Origin of the sequence: Amaricoccus macauensis, from assembly GCF_014201905.1 — a bacterium.
Classification (GTDB): Bacteria; Pseudomonadota; Alphaproteobacteria; order Rhodobacterales; family Rhodobacteraceae; genus Amaricoccus; species Amaricoccus macauensis.
The window spans coordinates 1-17,606 of record NZ_JACHFM010000001.1; the positions used below are offsets into that span (position 1 = coordinate 1).

20 protein-coding genes and 1 pseudogene are annotated in these 17,606 nt (G+C 67.7%); 3 read left to right on the top strand and 18 right to left on the bottom strand.

The features are described from left to right. Window positions 1-1,319, bottom strand: a 1,319-nt coding sequence (locus HNP73_RS00005) for a phage terminase large subunit family protein (RefSeq protein WP_184145932.1), incomplete at its 3' end; no start/stop codon positions are given. Further along, complete coding sequence (locus tag HNP73_RS00010) at window positions 1,267-1,863, bottom strand: hypothetical protein (protein WP_184145934.1); 597 nt, start codon at window positions 1,861-1,863, stop codon at window positions 1,267-1,269. The genes HNP73_RS00005 and HNP73_RS00010, both read right to left, overlap by 53 nt. Before the next feature lie 111 nt (window positions 1,864-1,974). Here HNP73_RS00010 and HNP73_RS00015 point away from each other — a divergent pair, with 111 nt between their 5' ends. Beyond that, a complete protein-coding gene (locus HNP73_RS00015; protein ID WP_036751164.1) occupies window positions 1,975-2,247 on the top strand; it encodes a hypothetical protein in 273 nt (90 codons plus the stop codon). A gap of 94 nt (window positions 2,248-2,341) precedes the next feature. Next, window positions 2,342-2,914 carry a DUF3489 domain-containing protein gene (locus tag HNP73_RS00020; protein ID WP_184145936.1) on the top strand — a complete coding sequence of 191 codons (573 nt, stop codon included), beginning with the start codon at window positions 2,342-2,344 and terminating at the stop codon, window positions 2,912-2,914. 53 nt (window positions 2,915-2,967) lie between these two features. On the opposite strand, the gene HNP73_RS00025 is transcribed toward HNP73_RS00020, so the two are convergent. Continuing rightward, a complete protein-coding gene (locus HNP73_RS00025; protein WP_425486607.1) occupies window positions 2,968-3,207 on the bottom strand; it encodes a DUF7220 family protein in 240 nt (79 codons plus the stop codon). A 221-nt stretch (window positions 3,208-3,428) separates the two neighbouring features. Between HNP73_RS00025 and HNP73_RS00030 the strand changes: the two genes are divergently transcribed. Continuing rightward, a complete protein-coding gene (locus HNP73_RS00030; RefSeq protein WP_184145940.1) occupies window positions 3,429-4,601 on the top strand; it encodes an IS110 family RNA-guided transposase in 1,173 nt (390 codons plus the stop codon). A 65-nt stretch (window positions 4,602-4,666) separates the two neighbouring features. Here HNP73_RS00030 and HNP73_RS22980 read toward each other — a convergent pair whose 3' ends face one another. The 15 genes and pseudogenes from HNP73_RS22980 to HNP73_RS00100 all read right to left on the bottom strand — a co-directional run bounded on the left by HNP73_RS22980 (window position 4,667) and on the right by HNP73_RS00100 (window position 17,282). Continuing rightward, window positions 4,667-5,149 carry a hypothetical protein gene (locus HNP73_RS22980; protein WP_246399435.1) on the bottom strand — a complete coding sequence of 161 codons (483 nt, stop codon included), beginning with the start codon at window positions 5,147-5,149 and terminating at the stop codon, window positions 4,667-4,669. A gap of 202 nt (window positions 5,150-5,351) precedes the next feature. Beyond that, window positions 5,352-5,750: pseudogene (locus HNP73_RS22985) on the bottom strand (DNA cytosine methyltransferase); the annotation flags it as partial. Between the two features lie 111 nt (window positions 5,751-5,861). After that, a complete protein-coding gene (locus HNP73_RS00040) occupies window positions 5,862-7,238 on the bottom strand; it encodes a site-specific DNA-methyltransferase (RefSeq protein WP_184145942.1) in 1,377 nt (458 codons plus the stop codon). A 416-nt stretch (window positions 7,239-7,654) separates the two neighbouring features. Beyond that, a complete protein-coding gene (locus HNP73_RS00045) occupies window positions 7,655-8,035 on the bottom strand; it encodes a DUF6362 family protein (RefSeq protein WP_184145944.1) in 381 nt (126 codons plus the stop codon). Next, window positions 8,028-8,237 (bottom strand): hypothetical protein, encoded by a 210-nt coding sequence (locus HNP73_RS00050; RefSeq protein WP_425486608.1) that lies wholly within the window; start codon window positions 8,235-8,237, stop codon window positions 8,028-8,030. The genes HNP73_RS00045 and HNP73_RS00050 overlap by 8 nt, the downstream gene beginning before the upstream one ends. Then, window positions 8,234-8,752 carry a hypothetical protein gene (locus HNP73_RS00055; RefSeq protein ID WP_246399437.1) on the bottom strand — a complete coding sequence of 173 codons (519 nt, stop codon included), beginning with the start codon at window positions 8,750-8,752 and terminating at the stop codon, window positions 8,234-8,236. The genes HNP73_RS00050 and HNP73_RS00055 overlap by 4 nt, the downstream gene beginning before the upstream one ends. 359 nt (window positions 8,753-9,111) lie before the next feature. Next, window positions 9,112-11,406, bottom strand: coding sequence for an AAA family ATPase (locus HNP73_RS00060; RefSeq protein ID WP_221288077.1), 2,295 nt, complete (start codon window positions 11,404-11,406; stop codon window positions 9,112-9,114). Next, entirely contained in the window at window positions 11,403-12,170 is a 768-nt protein-coding gene (locus tag HNP73_RS00065) for a hypothetical protein (RefSeq protein ID WP_184145948.1), read from the bottom strand. The genes HNP73_RS00060 and HNP73_RS00065 overlap by 4 nt, the downstream gene beginning before the upstream one ends. Further along, a complete protein-coding gene (locus HNP73_RS23850; RefSeq protein WP_343063161.1) occupies window positions 12,170-12,595 on the bottom strand; it encodes a DUF6511 domain-containing protein in 426 nt (141 codons plus the stop codon). Before HNP73_RS23850 ends, HNP73_RS00065 begins: the two co-directional genes overlap by 1 nt. After that, window positions 12,592-14,256: a DEAD/DEAH box helicase gene (locus HNP73_RS00075; protein WP_184145950.1), complete on the bottom strand. Its 1,665-nt coding sequence runs from the start codon at window positions 14,254-14,256 to the stop codon at window positions 12,592-12,594. The genes HNP73_RS23850 and HNP73_RS00075 overlap by 4 nt, the downstream gene beginning before the upstream one ends. Before the next feature lie 14 nt (window positions 14,257-14,270). Further along, window positions 14,271-14,891, bottom strand: coding sequence for a hypothetical protein (locus tag HNP73_RS00080; protein ID WP_184145952.1), 621 nt, complete (start codon window positions 14,889-14,891; stop codon window positions 14,271-14,273). 19 nt (window positions 14,892-14,910) lie between these two features. Next, a complete protein-coding gene (locus tag HNP73_RS00085) occupies window positions 14,911-15,783 on the bottom strand; it encodes an ATP-binding protein (RefSeq protein WP_184145954.1) in 873 nt (290 codons plus the stop codon). Beyond that, complete coding sequence (locus tag HNP73_RS00090) at window positions 15,780-16,313, bottom strand: hypothetical protein (protein WP_221288079.1); 534 nt, start codon at window positions 16,311-16,313, stop codon at window positions 15,780-15,782. The genes HNP73_RS00085 and HNP73_RS00090 overlap by 4 nt, the downstream gene beginning before the upstream one ends. Further along, window positions 16,313-16,660: a hypothetical protein gene (locus HNP73_RS00095; RefSeq protein WP_246399442.1), complete on the bottom strand. Its 348-nt coding sequence runs from the start codon at window positions 16,658-16,660 to the stop codon at window positions 16,313-16,315. Before HNP73_RS00095 ends, HNP73_RS00090 begins: the two co-directional genes overlap by 1 nt. A gap of 28 nt (window positions 16,661-16,688) precedes the next feature. Beyond that, a complete protein-coding gene (locus HNP73_RS00100; RefSeq protein ID WP_184145959.1) occupies window positions 16,689-17,282 on the bottom strand; it encodes a sigma factor in 594 nt (197 codons plus the stop codon). Window positions 17,283-17,606 lie beyond the last annotated feature (324 nt).

Sequence of the window (17,606 nt, forward strand, 5' to 3'; positions counted from 1 at the left end):
TCGTGACGATCCGGCCCACCTTCGATCACGACGTGATCGACGAGCCAGCTTTCGAGCCCGCGACCCCAGGCCCAGACATCGACCTCGATCCGGTCTTTCTGCACGTCGACCCCGGCAGTCAGAAACAGCCCGCCCGCTGGCACCGTGCCGGATGTCCAGCGCTCGCGCCGGTCGTAGAGCCGCTGCCAGTCGGGGGCTTCCCCGGTCTCGACCCAGGTCTCGCCGAGGATCGTGTTGCGAAACGCCTTGATCGCCTCGTCCGACCCCTGGGCCGCGTCCCATGCCCGCACGATCCGCTCCCAGCTCAGCCAGCCGATCGGCGAATAGAGTGCGGAGAGGTGATACCCGACCGTGGTCGGATCGGCGGCCGTGGCGGTTGCCCGCCATTCGCCACGCTCAAGCATCGCCGTCTTGTGGTGCTCCGCGATGGGCTGCTCGCAGCCCTCGCAGTGATATTCCGCCGTCTCGGGGCGGCCCTTCTGCCAGCGCAGCCGGTCGAACTTCAGCCACTGCATCGCGCCGCAATGCGGGCATGGCACGAAGAACCGCCGCTGGTCGGACGCCTCGAACTCCCGCTCGATGCGCGACAGCCCCCGGATCGTGGGCGTCGAGACCAGCAGCACCTTTCGCCGATGGGCGAAGGTCAGCGAGCGCGCCTCGGCCAGCGTGACCGGATCGCCTTCCTCGTCGGCCGATGCCGGATATGCGTCGACCTCGTCGAGGAAGATGTAGCGCGCCGGGGTCGAGCGCAGCCCGACCGCCGAGTTCGCGCCCGTCATGATCAGGATGCCGCCCGCGAACTCCTTCGACAGCATCGTGTTGCCCGCGTCGCGGGACCGCGCCGGTTTGACCCGCTCCCGCAGCTCTGGGCTTTCATCGATCAGCGGGTCGATCCGCTGGCGCGAGTTGCGCTTGGCCAGTTCCACAGTGGGCTGGACGGCGAGCATCGGCCCCGGCGCCTGGTGGATGGCGAACCCGATCCAGTTGTTGCCGGCCTCGGTCGCGCCGACCTGCGCGGCCTTCATGAACACGATCCGCTGCGTGGGATCGCCGGGCGACAGCCGGTCCATGATCTCGCGCATGTAGGGCGTGCGCACGGTGCGATACCGCCCGGGCTCGGCCGAGGCGCGGCCAGAGAGCATCCGGTGCCGGTCCGCCCATTCCGAGACGGTCAGGTCCGGGTCGGGCCGCAGCCCGTTGCCCCAGGCGCGCAGGATCTCGCCCGCGCCGTCGAAGTCGGTCAGACCGCCAAGATCATCGCCGCTCTCACCGGAAGTCGGGCCGGACCTCGGCGAGTTCGTCGAGGTGGGCGCGTACATGTTTCTCCAGGACCTTCTGCATCGCGGCTGGCTCCACGGTGATCTGCTGGCCGGTCGCGTCGCTGCACGAGGCCGAGATCTCGGCCGCCATCAGCGCCGCCGCGCGCGCAGGCCAGTTCACCCACGCGTCCCGCTCCTCCCGCGCCAGCCGGAACACCAGCGCCAGCGCGCGGGCCCGCTCGATCAACTCCCCCTTCAGCTTCTGGAGCCGGATGCGCCGCTCCTGCGCCTTCAGCACCTCGTTCGCGGTCTTGGCCTGCAGGAAGGTCGTGCCGCCCCCGACGGCCGGGACCGCCAGACCCTGTTCGCGGAGCGTGTCTCCGACCGCTGCCACCGCCGCCTCGGGGACAGGCTTCAGCTTCGGCGCGGGCGGTTTCCGCGTCTTCGACGGGTCGGTCGTCTCTGCGCGCCGAGCGTCGCTGGCGGCCGCGTTGATGCTGCCATCGGGATAGAGGACCAGCCGCTCGGCCGTCTTCGCCTTCTGGATCGCGCCCCGCGACAGCCCGACATGGGCGGCGTACTGGCGCTCGCTCATGCCCTGCATCGACGGCTCCGATTATCATTCAGATTCATGTGCTTATCGAGTTGATAAGCCCCGCGGACAGAGGGAACGTGATCCCACGAAGACGATGCAACTCACCACGGAGCCACCCCGATGACCACGCGCCTGAACCCGATCACCACCCCGCGCCACGAACTCCGCGCCGAGAAGGCGCGCAGGAACAAGGAAGCCGCACTAGCCGCCTTCATCGGCAAGAAGGCCGAGATCGACGAGATGCTCGCCCGCCTGCAGGCGCTCAGCGACGACCATTTCAACTGCGCCCCCGACGAGGCGGGCTGGGCGATGGTCGGCACCCTCGAACACTACGCCAGCCTCCTGAAGCGCATTACCGACAGCGCCTTCGGCGAGGGCGAACACGCCCGCTGATCTCCGGCAACGCCGGAACTCCCGCCGCGCGCCCTGCGCGGCTCGGGGTCGTAGAAGGCGCCGCATGTCGCGGGCCGAATACGGAGATGACCCCATGACCAAGATTTCCGATACCCAAGCCATCATCCTCAGCGCCGCCGCACAGCGCGAGGACCGCATCGCCCTGCCGCTCCCCCACAGCTTGCGCGGCGGGGCCGCCGCCAAGGTGGTCGGCGCAATGCTCGCCAAGGGCTTCCTGCAGGAGGTCGACGCCGACCTGCGCAAGGGCGAGCCCGTCTGGCGCGAGACCGGCGATGGCCACGGCGTCACGCTGGTAGCCACCGACGCAGGCCTCGCCGCCATCGGCATCGAGGCCGTGAACGCGAACACCGCGCCTGCGAGCGCGACGGATGCGCCTTCCGAGGAGCCCGCGCCGGACACCCCCACCGAACCGAAGGCTGCGCCCAAGACGCGCACGCCGCGCGAGGGAACGAAGCAGGCCACGCTGATCGCCATGCTGCGCGCGCCGGAGGGCGCGACCATCGAGGAGATCATGGCCGCGACGGGCTGGCAGTCGCACACGGTTCGCGGCGCGATGGCCGGGGCGCTGAAGAAGAAACTCGGGCTCGAGGTGACCTCGGAGAAGGTCGAGGATCGGGGGCGCGTGTACAAACTCCCCGCCGCCTGACGCACCGGACGCCAACAAGCTGATGGCCGCCGTCCCTCCGGGGCGGCGGTCGATCATTTTGCGCTCCGCATCCGGATGGCCTCGAACACCCGGCGAAGGGCGAAGGAACGGGCGATCGACACGACGGTGAAGACGGCGCCCATCTTCAGGTTCTGCGCCAGCGTCGTGTGCAGCCCGAAGATCGGGAAGATCAGGATCTGCGTGACGACGGCAACGCCGTAGCCGACGATCACATTGGCGACGGACTCGACCAGCGACATGAGGCGGGATTGCTTTGTAACTCCTCCACTCATTGGATCGCTGCCCCTGTATGGTGGTGGTTCGATAGCCGGGAGAGGGTCGCCGCGTCTGCTTTGAGGGTCGTTCCTCGTGCATGAGATTGGCGCCCTCGACCGGCGTTCAGGGCTCGAACGGTATCCTGGGGCCGGGTCGGCTTGATCCGTGTCCTCGCTTGGACAAGGCTGGGCGTGAACGTCGGGATCGAGGCTCCCTGGCCTGAACGCGGGAGGACGGGATGTTTGCAGGGATCGACGTGGCGGCAGAGCGTCACGTATTGGCGCGGCTCGACGATACGGGGGTGCCGATCGGCCGCCCGACGCCCTTTGCCGAGGATGCGGGTGGCTATCGGCTGCTGCTCGATGCGCTCGGGCCACCGCCGGCGCTGGTCGTGATCGAGGCGACCGGGCACTACTGGAAGAACCTCTACGCGACGCTTGCCGCGGCTGGCCATGACGTCGTCCTGCTCAATCCGATCATCGCACGGCGTTTCCAGGAAGCGCAGCTCGAACGCACCAAGACCGACGCGGTCGACGCATCGGCGCTGGCCCGGCTCGGCTTCGAGAAGCGCCCCGTGCCCACGCGGCTGCACGATGCAGCCTCCGAAGCCTTGCGCGAGCTCGTGCGCCACCGCGACCGGCTGCGGCAGGACTTCGATGACCGGGTGCGCCAGCTGCACCGCCTGATCGACCTCGGCTTTCCCGAGTTCACGCGCCACGTCAAAGGCCTGGACACGATGCTCGCCACGGCGCTCATCGCCGAGTGCCCGACCGCCGAGATCTTCGCCCGCACCGATCCGCGGCGGCTGGCGCGGTTGCGCTACGACGGCCGGCACAAGGTCGGGCTCGATCGCGCCGAGCGCTTCGTCGCTGCGGCCAAACGCTCGGTCGGTCAACATCGCGGGCCGGTCTACGAGATGCAGGCCCGCCATGTCTGTCAGGACCTCGACCTCTGGCGCCGTCGCCTGAAGGAGATCGAGGCCGATATCGAGGGGCTGCTCGACGCCCATGAGATCGGCCGACTGCTCACCAGCATAGACGGCATTGGCCCGCATTCCGCGGCGCGCATCATCGCTGCCGTCGGCGATCCGGCCCGCTTCCGAAGCGCCGGTGCCTTCGCGGCTTACGTCGGTGTCGTGCCCGGGCTTCGGCAATCGGGAAAGCGCACGCCCGCCCGGGCGCCAACGACCTTCGGGAATGCGAAGCTGCGCCGCGCACTGTGGATGACGGTGCTCGCCGCAGTCCGCATCAACCCCTGGCTCAAGGCATTCCACGACCGTCTGCGCGACGCCGGAAAGCCGCCGAAGCTCGCTCTCATCGCGGCCATGCGCAAACTGCTCCACGCCGTCTACAGCGTCGCCAAAAGCCGAAACCCCTTCGTCATCAGCACCGAGCAGGCGCAAGCGGCGTAGACCCAGAATATCGGAGCCGATCGCGCCTGCGGCGTCAGAAACTGCTTGATCCACCAGACGGTATCTCATGCCGCTGCCTCATCCATCAGCCAGCAATTCAGTCGCCAGAGTTCGCAGCGCATGCGCCGCAACCAGGGGGACCACGCCGTTGCCACAGAGGCGAAGCCGGTCCACCCGGTGGGCCAGCCCATCAGCGCCTCGACGAACAGCGGGTTCAAGGTCCGGCGCGCATCGGAGGTATCGCTCCCAGCCAACGGCGTCAGCAGGACCTGGCGGCCAAGCAGGCCGTTCACCGGCGTGTTGGCAAGGCTCGTCGCCCCGTCCTTGTGGTCGCGCGCCGTCGGCGTCATCCACATCCCGGCCGCGTGGGTCAAGTCCGCTGTCCGCCGGTTGCCAGCGCTCGGCTTGCAGCCGTCGTTCGCCATCGGCGTCGTCCAATCCCGCGCCATGCGGTCCAGACCCTTCTCGTCGCGCCGTTCGCCGCCCCGGCTGCGAAAGCTGTCGGTCTGCGGCGTCGGCCAGAGTGCGGCCGTGGTCGCCAGGTTCATCCCGTGCTGTCCCGCTGCCTGCGACGGCGTCGGCTTCGTCTGCCGGTTCTCGTTCGCGCTCGCCCTCGGTGTCGGCCAAAGCCGCAGCAGTTCCGTCCGGTTCCCGCCACTCGACCGGGTGCCAGAGCAGGCGCGCGGGGTCGGCCAGTTCGTCGCCCTCGCGGATGGCGAGGATGAACAGACGCTCGCGTTTGTGGGGCGCGCCGACTTCCGCCGCCGTGAAGAGGCCTGCCGCAAGGCGGTAGCCCATGCCGACCAGTCCTGCGGCGACTTCGGGGAAGCCGAGGCAGAGATGATGGGCGACATTCTCGAGGAAGACGAAGGGCGGCTCGATCTCGCCGATGATGCGGGCGACATGCGGCCAGAGGTGCCGCGGGTCGTCCGCGCCACGGCGCTTGCCCGCGACGGAGAACGGCTGGCACGGATAGCCCGCAGTGACGATGTCCACCGCGCCGCGCCACGGGCGGCCGTCGAAGGTTCCAACGTCGTCCCAGACAGGCGCGCAATCCAGGGACGCATCTTCCATCCGCGCCACGAGAGCGGCCGCGGCGTAGGTTTCCCGTTCGACATGGCCCACAGCACGATATCCGGGGAGGGCGATGGCGAGCCCGAGGTCGAGCCCGCCCGCGCCAGAGCAGAGGGAGAGGCCGAAGAGGCATGCTTCTCCGGCTCCGGAAGCGCGTCCGGAGGAAGGTAAGCCAGGTCATGCATGTCACGCGGCGGTCTTGCGCTTTCGCGCGGGTTCGGGGGCGGCGTCCGTTGCCGGGGCATCGGCCGGGGCTTCGGTGTCGTTGCCGAGCCGCTCGGTTCTCACCTGTGCGAAGGTCCGGCCGTCGCCTTCGAGAATTGCGTCCTTCCCGGTCTCGGCCTGCCAGCGCTCGACGGCGACATCGACATAGGCCGGGCTGATCTCCATCGCGAAGACGCGCCGGCCATTGGACTCGCCCGCCATGATCTGCGAGCCGGACCCCGAGAACGGCTCGTAGCAGAGGCCGCCGCGGGCGACGTGCTGGCGCATGGGGATCCCGAAGGCGTCCAGCGGTTTCGGCGTCGGATGGTCAGGGCGCTCGTCCTTGGCGAAGGACGGCATTTCCCAGGTCGAGGGCAGCGTCTGCTCGGCCACCTTCGGCGGGCGGTTCGGTCTGCGCCAGCCCATGAAGCAGGGCTCGTGCTTCCAGAGGTAGTGGGAGCGGGTGAGCACCCCGCGGTCCTTCACCCAGATGATCTGCTGGTGAACGAAGGCGCCGGCCTTTTCCCAGCAGGCCTCGAGCATCGCCTGGCGGCGGGAGGCGTGCCAGCAGTACCAGGCCGCGTCCTCGGTGATCGCCTCGGCCACGGCCGCGGCGATGAAACCGTCGTAGAGCTCCGCGCCCTGCGAGCTGTCGTCCCAGGTGGTGCCATAGGATGCGGACCAATCCTTGTTGCGGGTCGGGTGGTTCGAGCCGTCATAGTCCACCAGATACGGCGGGTCGGTCGCGAACAGCACCGCGCGCTCGCCGTTCATCAGGCGGCGCACGTCGGCTGCGCTGGTGCTGTCGCCGCACAGCAGCCGGTGTTCGCCGAGGATCCACAGATCGCCCGTTCGCGATGCCGGGTTGCGCGGCGGTTCGGGGATGGTCACCGGCGGCACGGAGCCCCCGGCGCCACCTTTTTCACCGTCCCCCTCCGGCACGAAAGCCAGCAGTTTGTCCAACTCGCCATCGGAGAAGCCGATCAGCGACAGGTCGAAGTCCTCGGCGAGCAGGTCGTTCAGTTCCGCTGACAACAGCGCCTCGTCCCAGGTGCCGAGTTCGGTCAGCTTGTTGTCCGCGATCCGGTACGCCCGGCGCTGCGCCTCGGTCAGATGACCCAGCACGATCACCGGCGCTTCGGTCAGCCCCAGCTGCGTCGCGGCCAGCACGCGCCCGTGGCCTGCGATCAATTCGCCGTCCTCGGCCACGAGGCAAGGCACGGTCCACCCGAACTCGGCCATGCTGGCGGCGATCTTCGCAACTTGGTCCGGTTCATGCGCCTTGGCATTGCGGGCATAGGGCTGGAGCTTGGCCAGCGGCCACATCTCGATCCGCTCTGGGGCGAAGCTCAGCGTCATGGGCGGGTCATTCCTCGGATCAGGATGGATACCCTGGCTTCCGGAATCCGGGGTCCAGACTGGACCCCACGCAGGGTCCAGTGGCCACCAGGGGTGTCCAGCTTCAAGGGTTTGATTTTGCGGTGTTTCAGGCGGGTTCAGGCGGCGGTGGATTCTTGGTGGCTTCCCAAAAATCCGGCCCTGTCGCTGGCGATGTGCTGCGCTTCGCCCGCCAGCATACGAATATCGCCAGGAAGGAACCGGAAACTGCCGTGGGCTGGACCCCGGTCGGACCCTCGCTGGATACCGGGGTCCAGAAGAGCCCCGTCAACGCAAAGGGGAGAGCGAGCTTTCCAGCGCACTCTCCCCATCTTGCCTTCGGAATAGCATGGATCTGTTGCAGATGTCGAAGGGAAAAGTGTTGCAACACATTGGAGTCACTGCGCATTCAGCCGCGCAGCGATCTTGGTCAGCGCCAGTTGCCAGCGACGCCAGGCGGTCGTGCGGTCGCAGCCGAGTTCCCCGCTGATCTGCTTCCACGGAACGCGGGCGGCACGCGACCAGACCAGCTTGCGCTCCGCCTCCTCGATCCAGAGCACCCAGTCGAAGGTCTGCTCGAGCCGGGTGATCGCGGCGGCCGAGGGCCAGACCCGCATCGGCTGCGGCTCCATCGCCGCGATCTCGCGGCTGGTCCGCACGATGTCGGGCCAGGTGTTGAAGTAACCCTGCGCCTTCACCGGCGGCAGCTTGCGCAGGGTGCGGAACGCCTCCTCGAAATGATCGGCGACGTAGCCGGCGGTCCATTCGCGATCAGCCATGGCGCGCTTCCCTGTCGGACGGGCGCGGGCCGTAGAGCTTCTCGCCGAGCTGGCGGACCAGTTCACGCTCGGGCCAGGTGAGGCGGTCGTCATCGGCGGAGACCGCGAGGACGCCCTGTTCCCGCCAGCCCTCGCGCTTGACCTCGTCGGGGTTGCGGCGGTGGCCGCCGTAGCCCTTGGGCGTGAACCGCATGCCGCTCATTGCACACCTCCCCGGGTCTCAAGCGCCCAGAGCAGGATCGCGATGGCGTCGGCCTCGTTGTCGTCGGCGGGCGAGAAGCCGCGCGCCCGCGCGGCCGCCATCATGGCATCCTTGTTCGCGTTTCCCTTGCCGGTGGCGTGGCGTTTGATGGTGCCGACCGGCACGCCCTGATAGGCGACGCCCGCGGTCTCCGCCCATGACGTCAGCGTGGCCAGCAGCCCGCCATAGACATGCGCCGCATCGGTGCCGACGTGCCTGCGCACCTCCTCGAAATGGATGGCGGTGATGGCTCCGGCGTCGTGGGCCAGTTGATCGAGCCAGCTCCGGAACCGCAGGTAGCGTATGCCGCCGCCGTCGTAGCGGCTCGGTCGGAAGGACACGGTGCCGCTGGTGATCAGACCGTCCGCCGCCTGCAGGGCCCACCCGGTCATGGTGCCGAGATCGAGGGCGAGAACGACCGGCACGCCGGGGCACGGGGCGCTCATGGGTGTCGAGGTCAGAGATACGTGGGCCATGATCGGCTCCTTTCTGGGTTGCTGCTCGATGGGGTGACGGGCGGGACATCCAGCCTTTGAGATTGCCCAGGTGTAGGTGGTGACCCTCCCGCGCTTGGCGGGGAGGTCACCTACCCCTTTAGGGGGGCGTTTTCCGGATTCTGAAATCTGCTCCAAGGCATTGATCCGAAACAGAACTTCCAGAATCCGGAGCAGAATTCGGGAAGAACCTTCCGGATTCTGGAAAGCACCTTCCAAGCCACTGAATCGAAATCGGAAATGCCAGAATCCAGAATTCGCGCGGAAAGCAGAAGCTGCGGATTCTGGCCAGAATCCGGGGCTGTGGAGCCAGAATTCGCGGCGGGGAACGGCGTGAATTCTCATGCCTCGTCCTCCTCCTGGTAGACCCAGACGGAGGGGTTCTCGACGGGCAGGACGGCCCCGGTCTGCGGGCATTTGTAGTGGCTGGGCAGCGCCGGGATCAGCTCCGGCGTGACCTCGCCTGTGTCGGGATCGACGGTCTCGTCGCCAGTGCCGAGCAGCATTCCCTCGACGCAGAGATAGCCGTATTTGCTCCGCTCCGCGGCCAGGCCGATCCGCGTGGCGGCGGGCCCCCGGATGAATTTCACGTTGCCCTTGGTGGCGAGAACGCTGAGCCGGTCGTGGACGATGGTCCGCCCGCCGAGGCCACCGGTATTCTCGAATGCTTCGGAAAACTGGGCGAACGTGTAGAGCTTGCCGCGCCGCGCCTCCTCGTAAAGCAGGCCGAGGATGACGTCGTTCTTGCGCATGCGCTCGGCGTCATGCTTTGCGCCCACCTCGGCGCGCACGAGGCGCTCGTTCATCGGGTTGATCTCGACCCATTGGCTGCGCACCTTGTCGATCAGCTTCGAGGGCAGCGCGGGGCCATTGCGCAGCTCGATCTCCAGCTTGCGCTCGGACGCGTCCTCGTCGGGGCGGTGGAGGATCAGGCCAGAGGTGTAGAAGCCCCGCAGCGCGCTGGCGCCCGAAAGCGCGAGGAACGGATCCTCCTTCACCTGATGCTTGCTCAGCTTCTTGGTGTGGTGGATCAGGATGATCCCGCAGTCGGGGTTCACGTGGTCGCGAAGCACCTCGACCCGGTCCTTGAGAAAGAACATCATCGCGGCGTTGTCGTTCTCGCCGCCGCCGTCAGGTCCGCCGTCGAACAGGTTGCGGATCGGGTCGATGCACAGGATGTCGACGGGCTCGGCCGGGAACGCCTGCTGGATCGCCTGCGCGACCAGCGCGCTGCCACCCTCATCGAGCAGCAGTTTCAGCTTCGGCGTGACGACAAGATTTTCGCGGGCGGCGCCCATCACCTCGGGCGGCAGGCCGATCTGCTGCATGCGCTCGCGCAGATAATGGTACTGGATCTCGGCCTGCAGGTAGAAAATCCGCAGCGGCCGTGGCGGCGTGAAGCCAAGAAACGGCACACCGGCAGCCATGTGCACCAGCCAGCTGATGACGAGATCGCTCTTGCCGACCTTGGGCGCGCCGCCCAGCACCAGCATGCCGCCCGGGGTCAGGACGCGCGGGCCGATGATGTCGTCGGGCATCGGCGTGCCGTCGTCCAGCAGCGCGCCCAGGGTGAAGGTGGCAATCTCTCTTGCCGCCGGAGCGCCGTCGTTCCGAATGAGCGGCGGGCCGTTCCTCGCGATGTGCAGCGCCCAAAGCCGCTCGTATTCGACCCAGAGACGGTCTTCCGGCCAGTTCGGCCGGATCATCGCCGCGTTGTATTCGCCGATCGCGCGCCAGACTTCCTCCCGGCTCATCCGCCCCTCATGCGCCATGCGGACATAGTGTCCGATTGCCATGCTGACGCCTTCGAACCGCGTCCAGGCGTCCTGGCCGCCCTCGCGGACCGGTGTGGAAAGGGCTGCGTCCACGCAGGGTTTCTCGCGTGGCTCGGCCGTCGCCATGCCGACACCGGGCATGGGCGGCATTTCGGCCGCGCGCTCGAGCATGTCGGCCAGATCGAACTCGAGATCGCGGGCTTCACGGATCAGGACGAGCCGTTCCTGGCCGCCCTTGTGATAGACCGTGCCGGGGATACGGATCGGCTGGTGCGCCGAGCGGAAATGCATGTCGCCGCCGACCTTGAGCGCGATATCGCCCCGCAACTGGCAAAGTCGCGCGAGATCGGCGCCTTCGGCAGGCTCGGTCAGCTTCCACCAGACATGGAGCTTGGTCACGCCATCGGCTGTGCGTCCGCCGCTCTCGACGATCAGCGTCGGTCGCCCGAGGTGGTGGACGAGGTGATCGAGCTTGGCAGCGATGTCGCCTGCGTCGAGATCGACGACGACGCTCTGCATCTGCAGGACATCGGCGGCACGCGCCTGTCCGGTTTCCGCCACCGTGCCGGGAATGACATAGACCGCCGCTCCCTCGCGCGCGCCCCAGGCGGCGAAGGTGGCGAGCTTGTCGGGCGCCGCGCCGTTCGCGTCGATCCAGATGTTGTGGGGCCGGCCGTCCTTGCCCTGACCCTTGTCCACGAAGCCGCGGACCGGGATCAGTCCCTCGGAATAGCCGAAGACCACGTCGACGAAGCGCGCGATCTGCGCGGGATCCGGTTCCACGGCGAAGGGATCGGGCAGCGGTGCCGCGTCGTTGAAATCCCGCCATGGATTGAAGTGGATGATCTTGTCGTCGCTCATGCCGCCAACCCCCAGCACCGTTCGGCATGGGCGCAGAACCGGCATTCGAAGAAGTCGCGGCTGGCGGCGATGCGGGGCAGCAGCTCGCCCGCGTCGGTGGCCTGCAGGATCCGCACCGCGCGGTCGGACATGCGTTGCGCCAGATCGGCATCAAAGGGCACCTGCTCGTGATGCAGTTCGGCCGTGTCCTTGTTGATCGCGGTGAAGAGTGCCGGGGCTGAGGAAATGCCCGGCACCGAGGGCTCCATGTAGGCCTGGTAGATCGCGATCTGGGCGGCATAGACGGGCTTGGAGACGGCGACCCCGTCCTTGACGCAGGCCCGCCAGTTCTTCGCGTTCATCGTCTTGCATTCCCAGAGCGCCGGAGCGCGAAGACCGAGCGCGGCCGGGGCGCCGGCGATGATCCCGTCGACATGGCCACGGATGCGACCGCCCGCGACGGAGAAGCCGAACTGTTCCCCATCGGGCCGATTGCCCTTGCGGGTGTAGAGGTCGAGCCCCGCCGCCCGTAGCCAGCGGATCGCCAGATCCTCGAGCTGATGACCGATCTCGAAGATCCGCAGCGTCTGGCCGCCGAAATCCGTGCCCTCATCCTTGGGCGCGCCCGCGAACTCGAACTGCAGCGCGCGTTCGCAGGCGTGCCCCAGACGGGACGCGCCGAGATAGGTCCGGGGCGGCGTGGCCTTCCGCTCGGCGATCAGCGCGGCGTCGACCAGCGCATTGATCCGCTCGGCCATGGAGGGGCGCGAGTTGAAATCCAGCATCAGAACGGCACCTCGCTCCCGGCGGCGATGCGCGACATCTCGGCGCCATAGCCCTCCAGAACCTCCTCGATCAGCGCGGTGACCTCTGTCGCATCGAGATCCCGCAGCCGCTTGTCCCAGCCGATTTGGTCCATGGTCGTGCCGAGCCGCTTCATCACCATCGCTATGGCGAGGCGTTCTTCATCGGTCGTTCCCTGCATGGTCAGTCCTTTCCGGTGGCGAGCCGCGAAGAACGCCTGGCAGTGCATCGAGCAGAACCAGCGGTATTCGCGGGGGCGGGGTTTGTTGGGGTTGAAGAAACCGAAGCCGCGCGCGAGGCGCAGACAGACGGCGCAAGGCTCGAGGCGCGGGTGCCAGAGCCGAATACGCTCCGGGCAATCCGCAGGCGCTGCGGACGGGGATGGGACTTGCGCGACATGGCTCACGCCGCCCTCCGCTCGGATTCGGCCGCCGTGACGAGGCGCCGGATGTCGCGCTTGTTGAACTGGAACGAGATCAGCGCGGAGGCGCGATAGCGTGTCAGGCCGTAGTCGCACCGGAACTCGGGCGGCAGGCAGTTCAGCTGCTTTTCCGTCGCGTCCTGCTTCAGCCAGCCCCTCGACTTGAAGGCGCTCTCGTCGGTCTCATGGGTGTTCAGCCAGTCGTCGGCCTGCGCGAGACAGACGATGCGCTCGCCCACGCTCAGGAGCCGCGTCGCCTTGCCCTTGGCGCCCCCGACCGCGTACCAACGGCCCTCGAGGAAGAACACGCCGCCCCAGGCGTGAAAGCCGTTGGCCATCAGCGCGGCGTCGTCGCCGAACAGATCCACCCACGCGAAACTCGATCGCTCGAGAAGATCGAGCTCGGTCATGACGAAGCTGTCGATGGGCTCCGCGCCTTCGCGTGGCAACTCGCACCCGCAGATCGGGCATTCGGTGACCGCGATCGGGATCTCGGCCTTGCATTCGGGGCAGAGTTTCGTGGGGGCTTCCCCCGGCGTCGGAACGCGGCCGTCGAGATCGACATCCTGTTCCAGCGTGCCGTGCGTGAGGCTCGACGTCCCGAAATCCAGCACGACGCAGTCGGTCTTCACGATGCCGGGGTGTTCCTCGGGATCGACGGTGCGCAGCCCGCGCCCGACCATCTGGATCATGGTGGACTTGTAGGAGCTGGGGCGCAGCAGCACGACGCAGGAGGTGGGTGGATGGTCCCAGCCCTCGGTCAGCACCGCCACGTTGACGACGACGCGGATGTCGCCCGCCGCGTAGTCGGCGAGGATCGCCTTGCGGGTCTCGGCCGCCAGATCGCCATGGATCAGTGCTGCGGAAACGCCCGCTGCCCTGAAGGCCTCGGTGACGTGTTCGGCATGCGCGACTGTGGAGCAGAACACCACGGTCTGCCGGTCGCCCGCCTTTTCTTTCCAGTGCCGGATCACCTCGTCGGTGACGGGGGCGCGGTCCATGATGCCCGCCACCTCCGCCATGTCGAAGTCCGACATGGTCTTGCGGACCGCGCGCAACTCGTCCTGCACGCCCACGTCGATGACGAAGGTGCGGGGCGGCACCAGGTGGCCCGAGGCGATCAGTTCGCCCAATCGCACCTGGTCGGCCACGTTGTCGAAGACCTCGCGCAGGCCCTTCCTGTCGCCACGGTTCGGCGTCGCTGTGACCCCGAAGATCCGAGCGTCGGGATTGGCCTCGCGCACCCGGTCAATGATGCGGCGATAGCTGTCGGCGACGGCATGGTGCGCCTCGTCGACGACCAGCAGGTCGAGGCGCGGCATGTCGGCGAGGTTCGATGCGCGCGCCAGCGTCGGCACCATTGCGAAGGCGACCTGGCCGCCCCAGGACTTCTCTGTGGCGTCGATGACCGATGTGGCGACGCCCGGCACCACGCGCTGGAATTTGGCGCGGTTCTGGGCGGTCAGCTCGTCGCGATGCGCCAGCACGCAGGCCTTGGCGCCGTCGCCGATCATCTCGCCGGTGACCGCCGAGAGCATGATGGTCTTGCCCGCGCCGGTGGGCGCCACGCCCAGCGTGTTGCTGCGGGAAGCGAGCGCAGCGACGCTGCGCTCGACGAAGGTCTTCTGGCGGGGGCGCAGGCGCATGGCCGATCTCCCCCTTACTGCGCCCAGCTCGGCCGACCGGCGGCGCCGGGGGCGGACGCGGGCTGGCTGGGCTGGGTGGCCGTGGCGGGCTGCTGCGGGGCATGTCCGGCTGCACCCTGTCCGCCGAACTGCAGCGCCGCAGTCCCCATGACCTGCGCGTAATCGCGATGATCCGGCGTGACCGCGCTGCGGATCTCGTTCTTGTCGTCGCCGCTGGCGTCGGTGCCGATGTCGATGCGGGCGATGAACTCGATCCCGTCGAGATCGGCAAAGCCGTTGATCCGCCGCGCCGCCTGCGCCTCGGCCGACATGTCCTTGTCGGAAATCCCGCGGGCCGAGTTCAGCATGCCGCGCACGAGGCTGCGGCCCATGTTGGCCCAGTCGGGCCCCTTCGGGCTGTAGAGCCCGATCAGGGTGAAGATCTTGCGCCGGGCGTACTGCCCCTCGGTCACCGTGAACTCGCCGTTCAGATAGACCGCGCCGGTCGAGCCGCGCGTGGCATAGCCGCCGTTCCAGCCCTGCGAGGCGTCGTCGAAGCCGCCCGGGCGGATGGTCAGGCGCACCTTGGCTAGCGTGCCCTTGGGGATCAGGTTGCTGTTGCTCTGCGCGTCGTTGAAATCGTTCCAGGGACCCATGGGGAACCTCCTTTTCTGATCAGGATTGCGGTTGGGATTGGGCGTCAGCCGCCGGATCGGCGGGTGGCGGGGTATAGGTCAGGCGCTTGGGCGCTGGCGCGACGGGGGCGCGGATCTTCGTCATCAGGCGGCCTAGGTGAGGCTCCTCGACCTGATCCAGACGGCCCGAGCGGTCTTTGGCCGGAAAGCCCCAGTAGTTGATCGTTTGGCAGACGAAGGCGCGATAGGGATCGCCGTCGGCCTTCAGCTCGGCCATGGTGATCACCTCGTCGACGATCCCCGGCAGCTCCAACCCGGTCTTCGAGCCGTCGATCTGCGGCTGGAAAACCTTGCGGTTGAAGTCGTCGAGCTTCTCGTCGAGGATTCCGACGAACCAGACGTTCTTGGCCCGTGTGTGCTGGAGATGGGTGAGCCAGCCGATCATCTCGCGGCCGTGCAGCCCGTAGGCCCCGCGCACGTCCGGCTTGCCGGTCTTCTCAGACAGCGCCTCGGGCTGACCCTTGCACCAGCCGAAGCACAGCCGCCCCGCCACGGTGATCGAGTCCACGAAGATCGTGTCGTAATGGTCGAGAGCTGCCGGATCGCCGAAGCGGTCGCAGACTGCCTTGTAATGCGCCGGGCTGTAGGGCTGCTCGTCGCGCAGCGCCGGGTTCGGCCCGCCGATGAACACCGCGAAATCCCGGCATTCCGTCCAGGTTCGCGGCCGGATGCTGTCCCCCGCCCAGCCCTCGATGGCGAGATCGCCCGCCTCGAGGTCCATGAACAGGGTGGTCGACGCGTTCAGCGTCCAGAGGAGCGAGGTCTTCCCGATGCCGGATTTGCCGAAGATGCAGCCCTTGATACCCCGCGGCTCGGCCAGCCGCTGGTCGGCGCTGATGATCGGGAGGCTCATTGATCGTCCCCTTGCGGGACGATCTCAATCTTCAGCGTGCCGGGCCGGACGGTGCGCGCGGGCTCGAACCCGGCACGGATCGCATCGGGCCAGGCGGCGTATTTGCGCTCGGGCACCTTGAACGCGATGTCGACATACTGGGCGGGATCGTCCCCGGCGGCGCGGATGCGCTCGACCATGGCGGCGAGGCGATCCTGGTCCCAATCCACCCGCTTCGGCAGATCGGCAACCACGGTGAAATCGCCGTCGTCGAAGCGGATCGTGCCGGTATTCTTACCCGCCGCCTGCCGTTCCGCGGCGGCGCGGGTAGCGTAGCGGACGCTCAGCGCCCCATCGAGGCGGGCCTTCGCGGCCTTGGTCCCCGCCATGCGCTCGTCGACCTCTCGCTGCAGGATGGCGAGCAGTTCGACGGGCAATTGGGCGATGTCCTGCAGGCTGAGACCCGGCAGGTTGTCGCAGGTGGGGGTGTTCTCGGGGAACGGCATGAATGGGTCTCCGTGATGGGCAAAAGGGGACTGGAAGGCGGTCATCAGGCGGCCTCGGGTTCGGCGAGCAGCAGCGCGGACAACGAGACGGCGGCGGCCTTGGGCTTGGGGCGGGCGACCGCGATGTAGGCGAACTGGTCCGATCCCGTGCGCTGCTGCACCAGATGCACGAGGCCCTGTTCGGCAGCCCAGAAGGCCCGCGAGCCCAACCTGGACAGTTCCGCCCGCTGCTGGTCGGACAGGCCGCCGAGCATCGGGAAGATGTCGAGGACCAGAAAGCCGCGATGGTATTCCAGCCGGTCGCCCGGAACCGCCTGCGCCACCCAGGCGCAGAACTCGATCTCGGTGAGCGGCCGGCTGGCGCGGACCGTGACGAAGGGGGTGGTGCCCATGAACATGATCTCCTCCTTTCGCCTCTACTCAGGCCGCCACGAGATCGTCCCAGGCGGGACCGAGACCGTGGGCGGTGAGAACGTGACGGAGATCGGCCAGGCGGCGGTAAAGCGCGGAACGGCTGCCGAACCCTGCGGCCGCCAGCGCGGAAACAGGGCGATCTGCCAGCGCCGCGCAGAGGCGGCGGTCCGTCTCCGGGAGCCTCGCCAGCGCGGCCTCCAGCGCGTGGTGATCGTCGCTGACCGAAACGGCGCAGCAGTTCTGGCCATGCCAGGCGGCCAGCCCGTCATCCTCGGTCAGCGTGTCGCCGACCGGCTCCTTGCTCCCGGCGAGCGGGACTTCGAGGGAGAGCAGCGATCCACCCTGCGCGCGACGCTGGCGATGGTGTCTGATCGCGATGCGCGATGACTGGTTGCTCAGGACGATGTTGGCGAAGGCGCCGATGCTGCCGCGCGAGGGATCGTAGGCGGGCAAGCGGCGCAGCAGATCGACCAGGAGATCCTGACCCAGATCCTCGCGCTCGCAGATCGGCATGCACAGCTTGCGCCGGAGCCGTTGTCCCGCCGCATCGGCCTCACGGATGATGGCTTCAATGTCGTTGGGGGAGAGTTCGATCTGCATCGCTGCGCGCCTCAGTCATCGTTTCTGATGACACAAAGGTGCCGGATGCAGTCGGCGCGTAGGTGGGAATAAGGTGGGGGTTTGGTGGGTCCGGCCGCGTTAGAGAGCCAGTCGGGCAGAAGACCAGCTACGCCTGTTCATGCCTTGGTCGGCTCCAAGGCTGTTGCCGTGGTTGCTGGTCACTCGGATACTGCGGGCGCATTCGACCCGTCTCATCCCTTTGTTACTGTTCGATTTCGCGGCTATGGTGGAACCCGGCGATGGAATCGCTCGTCACGAAATAAGCATCTATCGTACCTGAAGATGTGTATCCCAAGCTGGGAC

Coding starts and splice junctions, on each gene's coding strand:
- HNP73_RS00075 (WP_184145950.1), bottom strand. CDS start 14,256: ATGCGCCTGCGCCCCCGCCAGAAGACCTTCGTCGAGCGCAGCGTCGCT.
- HNP73_RS00010 (WP_184145934.1), bottom strand. CDS start 1,863: ATGCAGGGCATGAGCGAGCGCCAGTACGCCGCCCATGTCGGGCTGTCG.
- HNP73_RS00100 (WP_184145959.1), bottom strand. CDS start 17,282: ATGCAGATCGAACTCTCCCCCAACGACATTGAAGCCATCATCCGTGAG.
- HNP73_RS00080 (WP_184145952.1), bottom strand. CDS start 14,891: ATGGGTCCCTGGAACGATTTCAACGACGCGCAGAGCAACAGCAACCTG.
- HNP73_RS00020 (WP_184145936.1), top strand. CDS start 2,342: ATGACCAAGATTTCCGATACCCAAGCCATCATCCTCAGCGCCGCCGCA.
- HNP73_RS22980 (WP_246399435.1), bottom strand. CDS start 5,149: ATGAACCTGGCGACCACGGCCGCACTCTGGCCGACGCCGCAGACCGAC.
- HNP73_RS00015 (WP_036751164.1), top strand. CDS start 1,975: ATGACCACGCGCCTGAACCCGATCACCACCCCGCGCCACGAACTCCGC.
- HNP73_RS00060 (WP_221288077.1), bottom strand. CDS start 11,406: ATGAGCGACGACAAGATCATCCACTTCAATCCATGGCGGGATTTCAAC.
- HNP73_RS00065 (WP_184145948.1), bottom strand. CDS start 12,170: ATGCTGGATTTCAACTCGCGCCCCTCCATGGCCGAGCGGATCAATGCG.
- HNP73_RS00040 (WP_184145942.1), bottom strand. CDS start 7,238: ATGACGCTGAGCTTCGCCCCAGAGCGGATCGAGATGTGGCCGCTGGCC.
- HNP73_RS00025 (WP_425486607.1), bottom strand. CDS start 3,207: ATGAGTGGAGGAGTTACAAAGCAATCCCGCCTCATGTCGCTGGTCGAG.
- HNP73_RS00045 (WP_184145944.1), bottom strand. CDS start 8,035: ATGGCTGATCGCGAATGGACCGCCGGCTACGTCGCCGATCATTTCGAG.
- HNP73_RS00090 (WP_221288079.1), bottom strand. CDS start 16,313: ATGACCGCCTTCCAGTCCCCTTTTGCCCATCACGGAGACCCATTCATG.
- HNP73_RS00050 (WP_425486608.1), bottom strand. CDS start 8,237: ATGAGCGGCATGCGGTTCACGCCCAAGGGCTACGGCGGCCACCGCCGC.
- HNP73_RS00085 (WP_184145954.1), bottom strand. CDS start 15,783: ATGAGCCTCCCGATCATCAGCGCCGACCAGCGGCTGGCCGAGCCGCGG.
- HNP73_RS00055 (WP_246399437.1), bottom strand. CDS start 8,752: ATGGCCCACGTATCTCTGACCTCGACACCCATGAGCGCCCCGTGCCCC.
- HNP73_RS00095 (WP_246399442.1), bottom strand. CDS start 16,660: ATGGGCACCACCCCCTTCGTCACGGTCCGCGCCAGCCGGCCGCTCACC.
- HNP73_RS00030 (WP_184145940.1), top strand. CDS start 3,429: ATGTTTGCAGGGATCGACGTGGCGGCAGAGCGTCACGTATTGGCGCGG.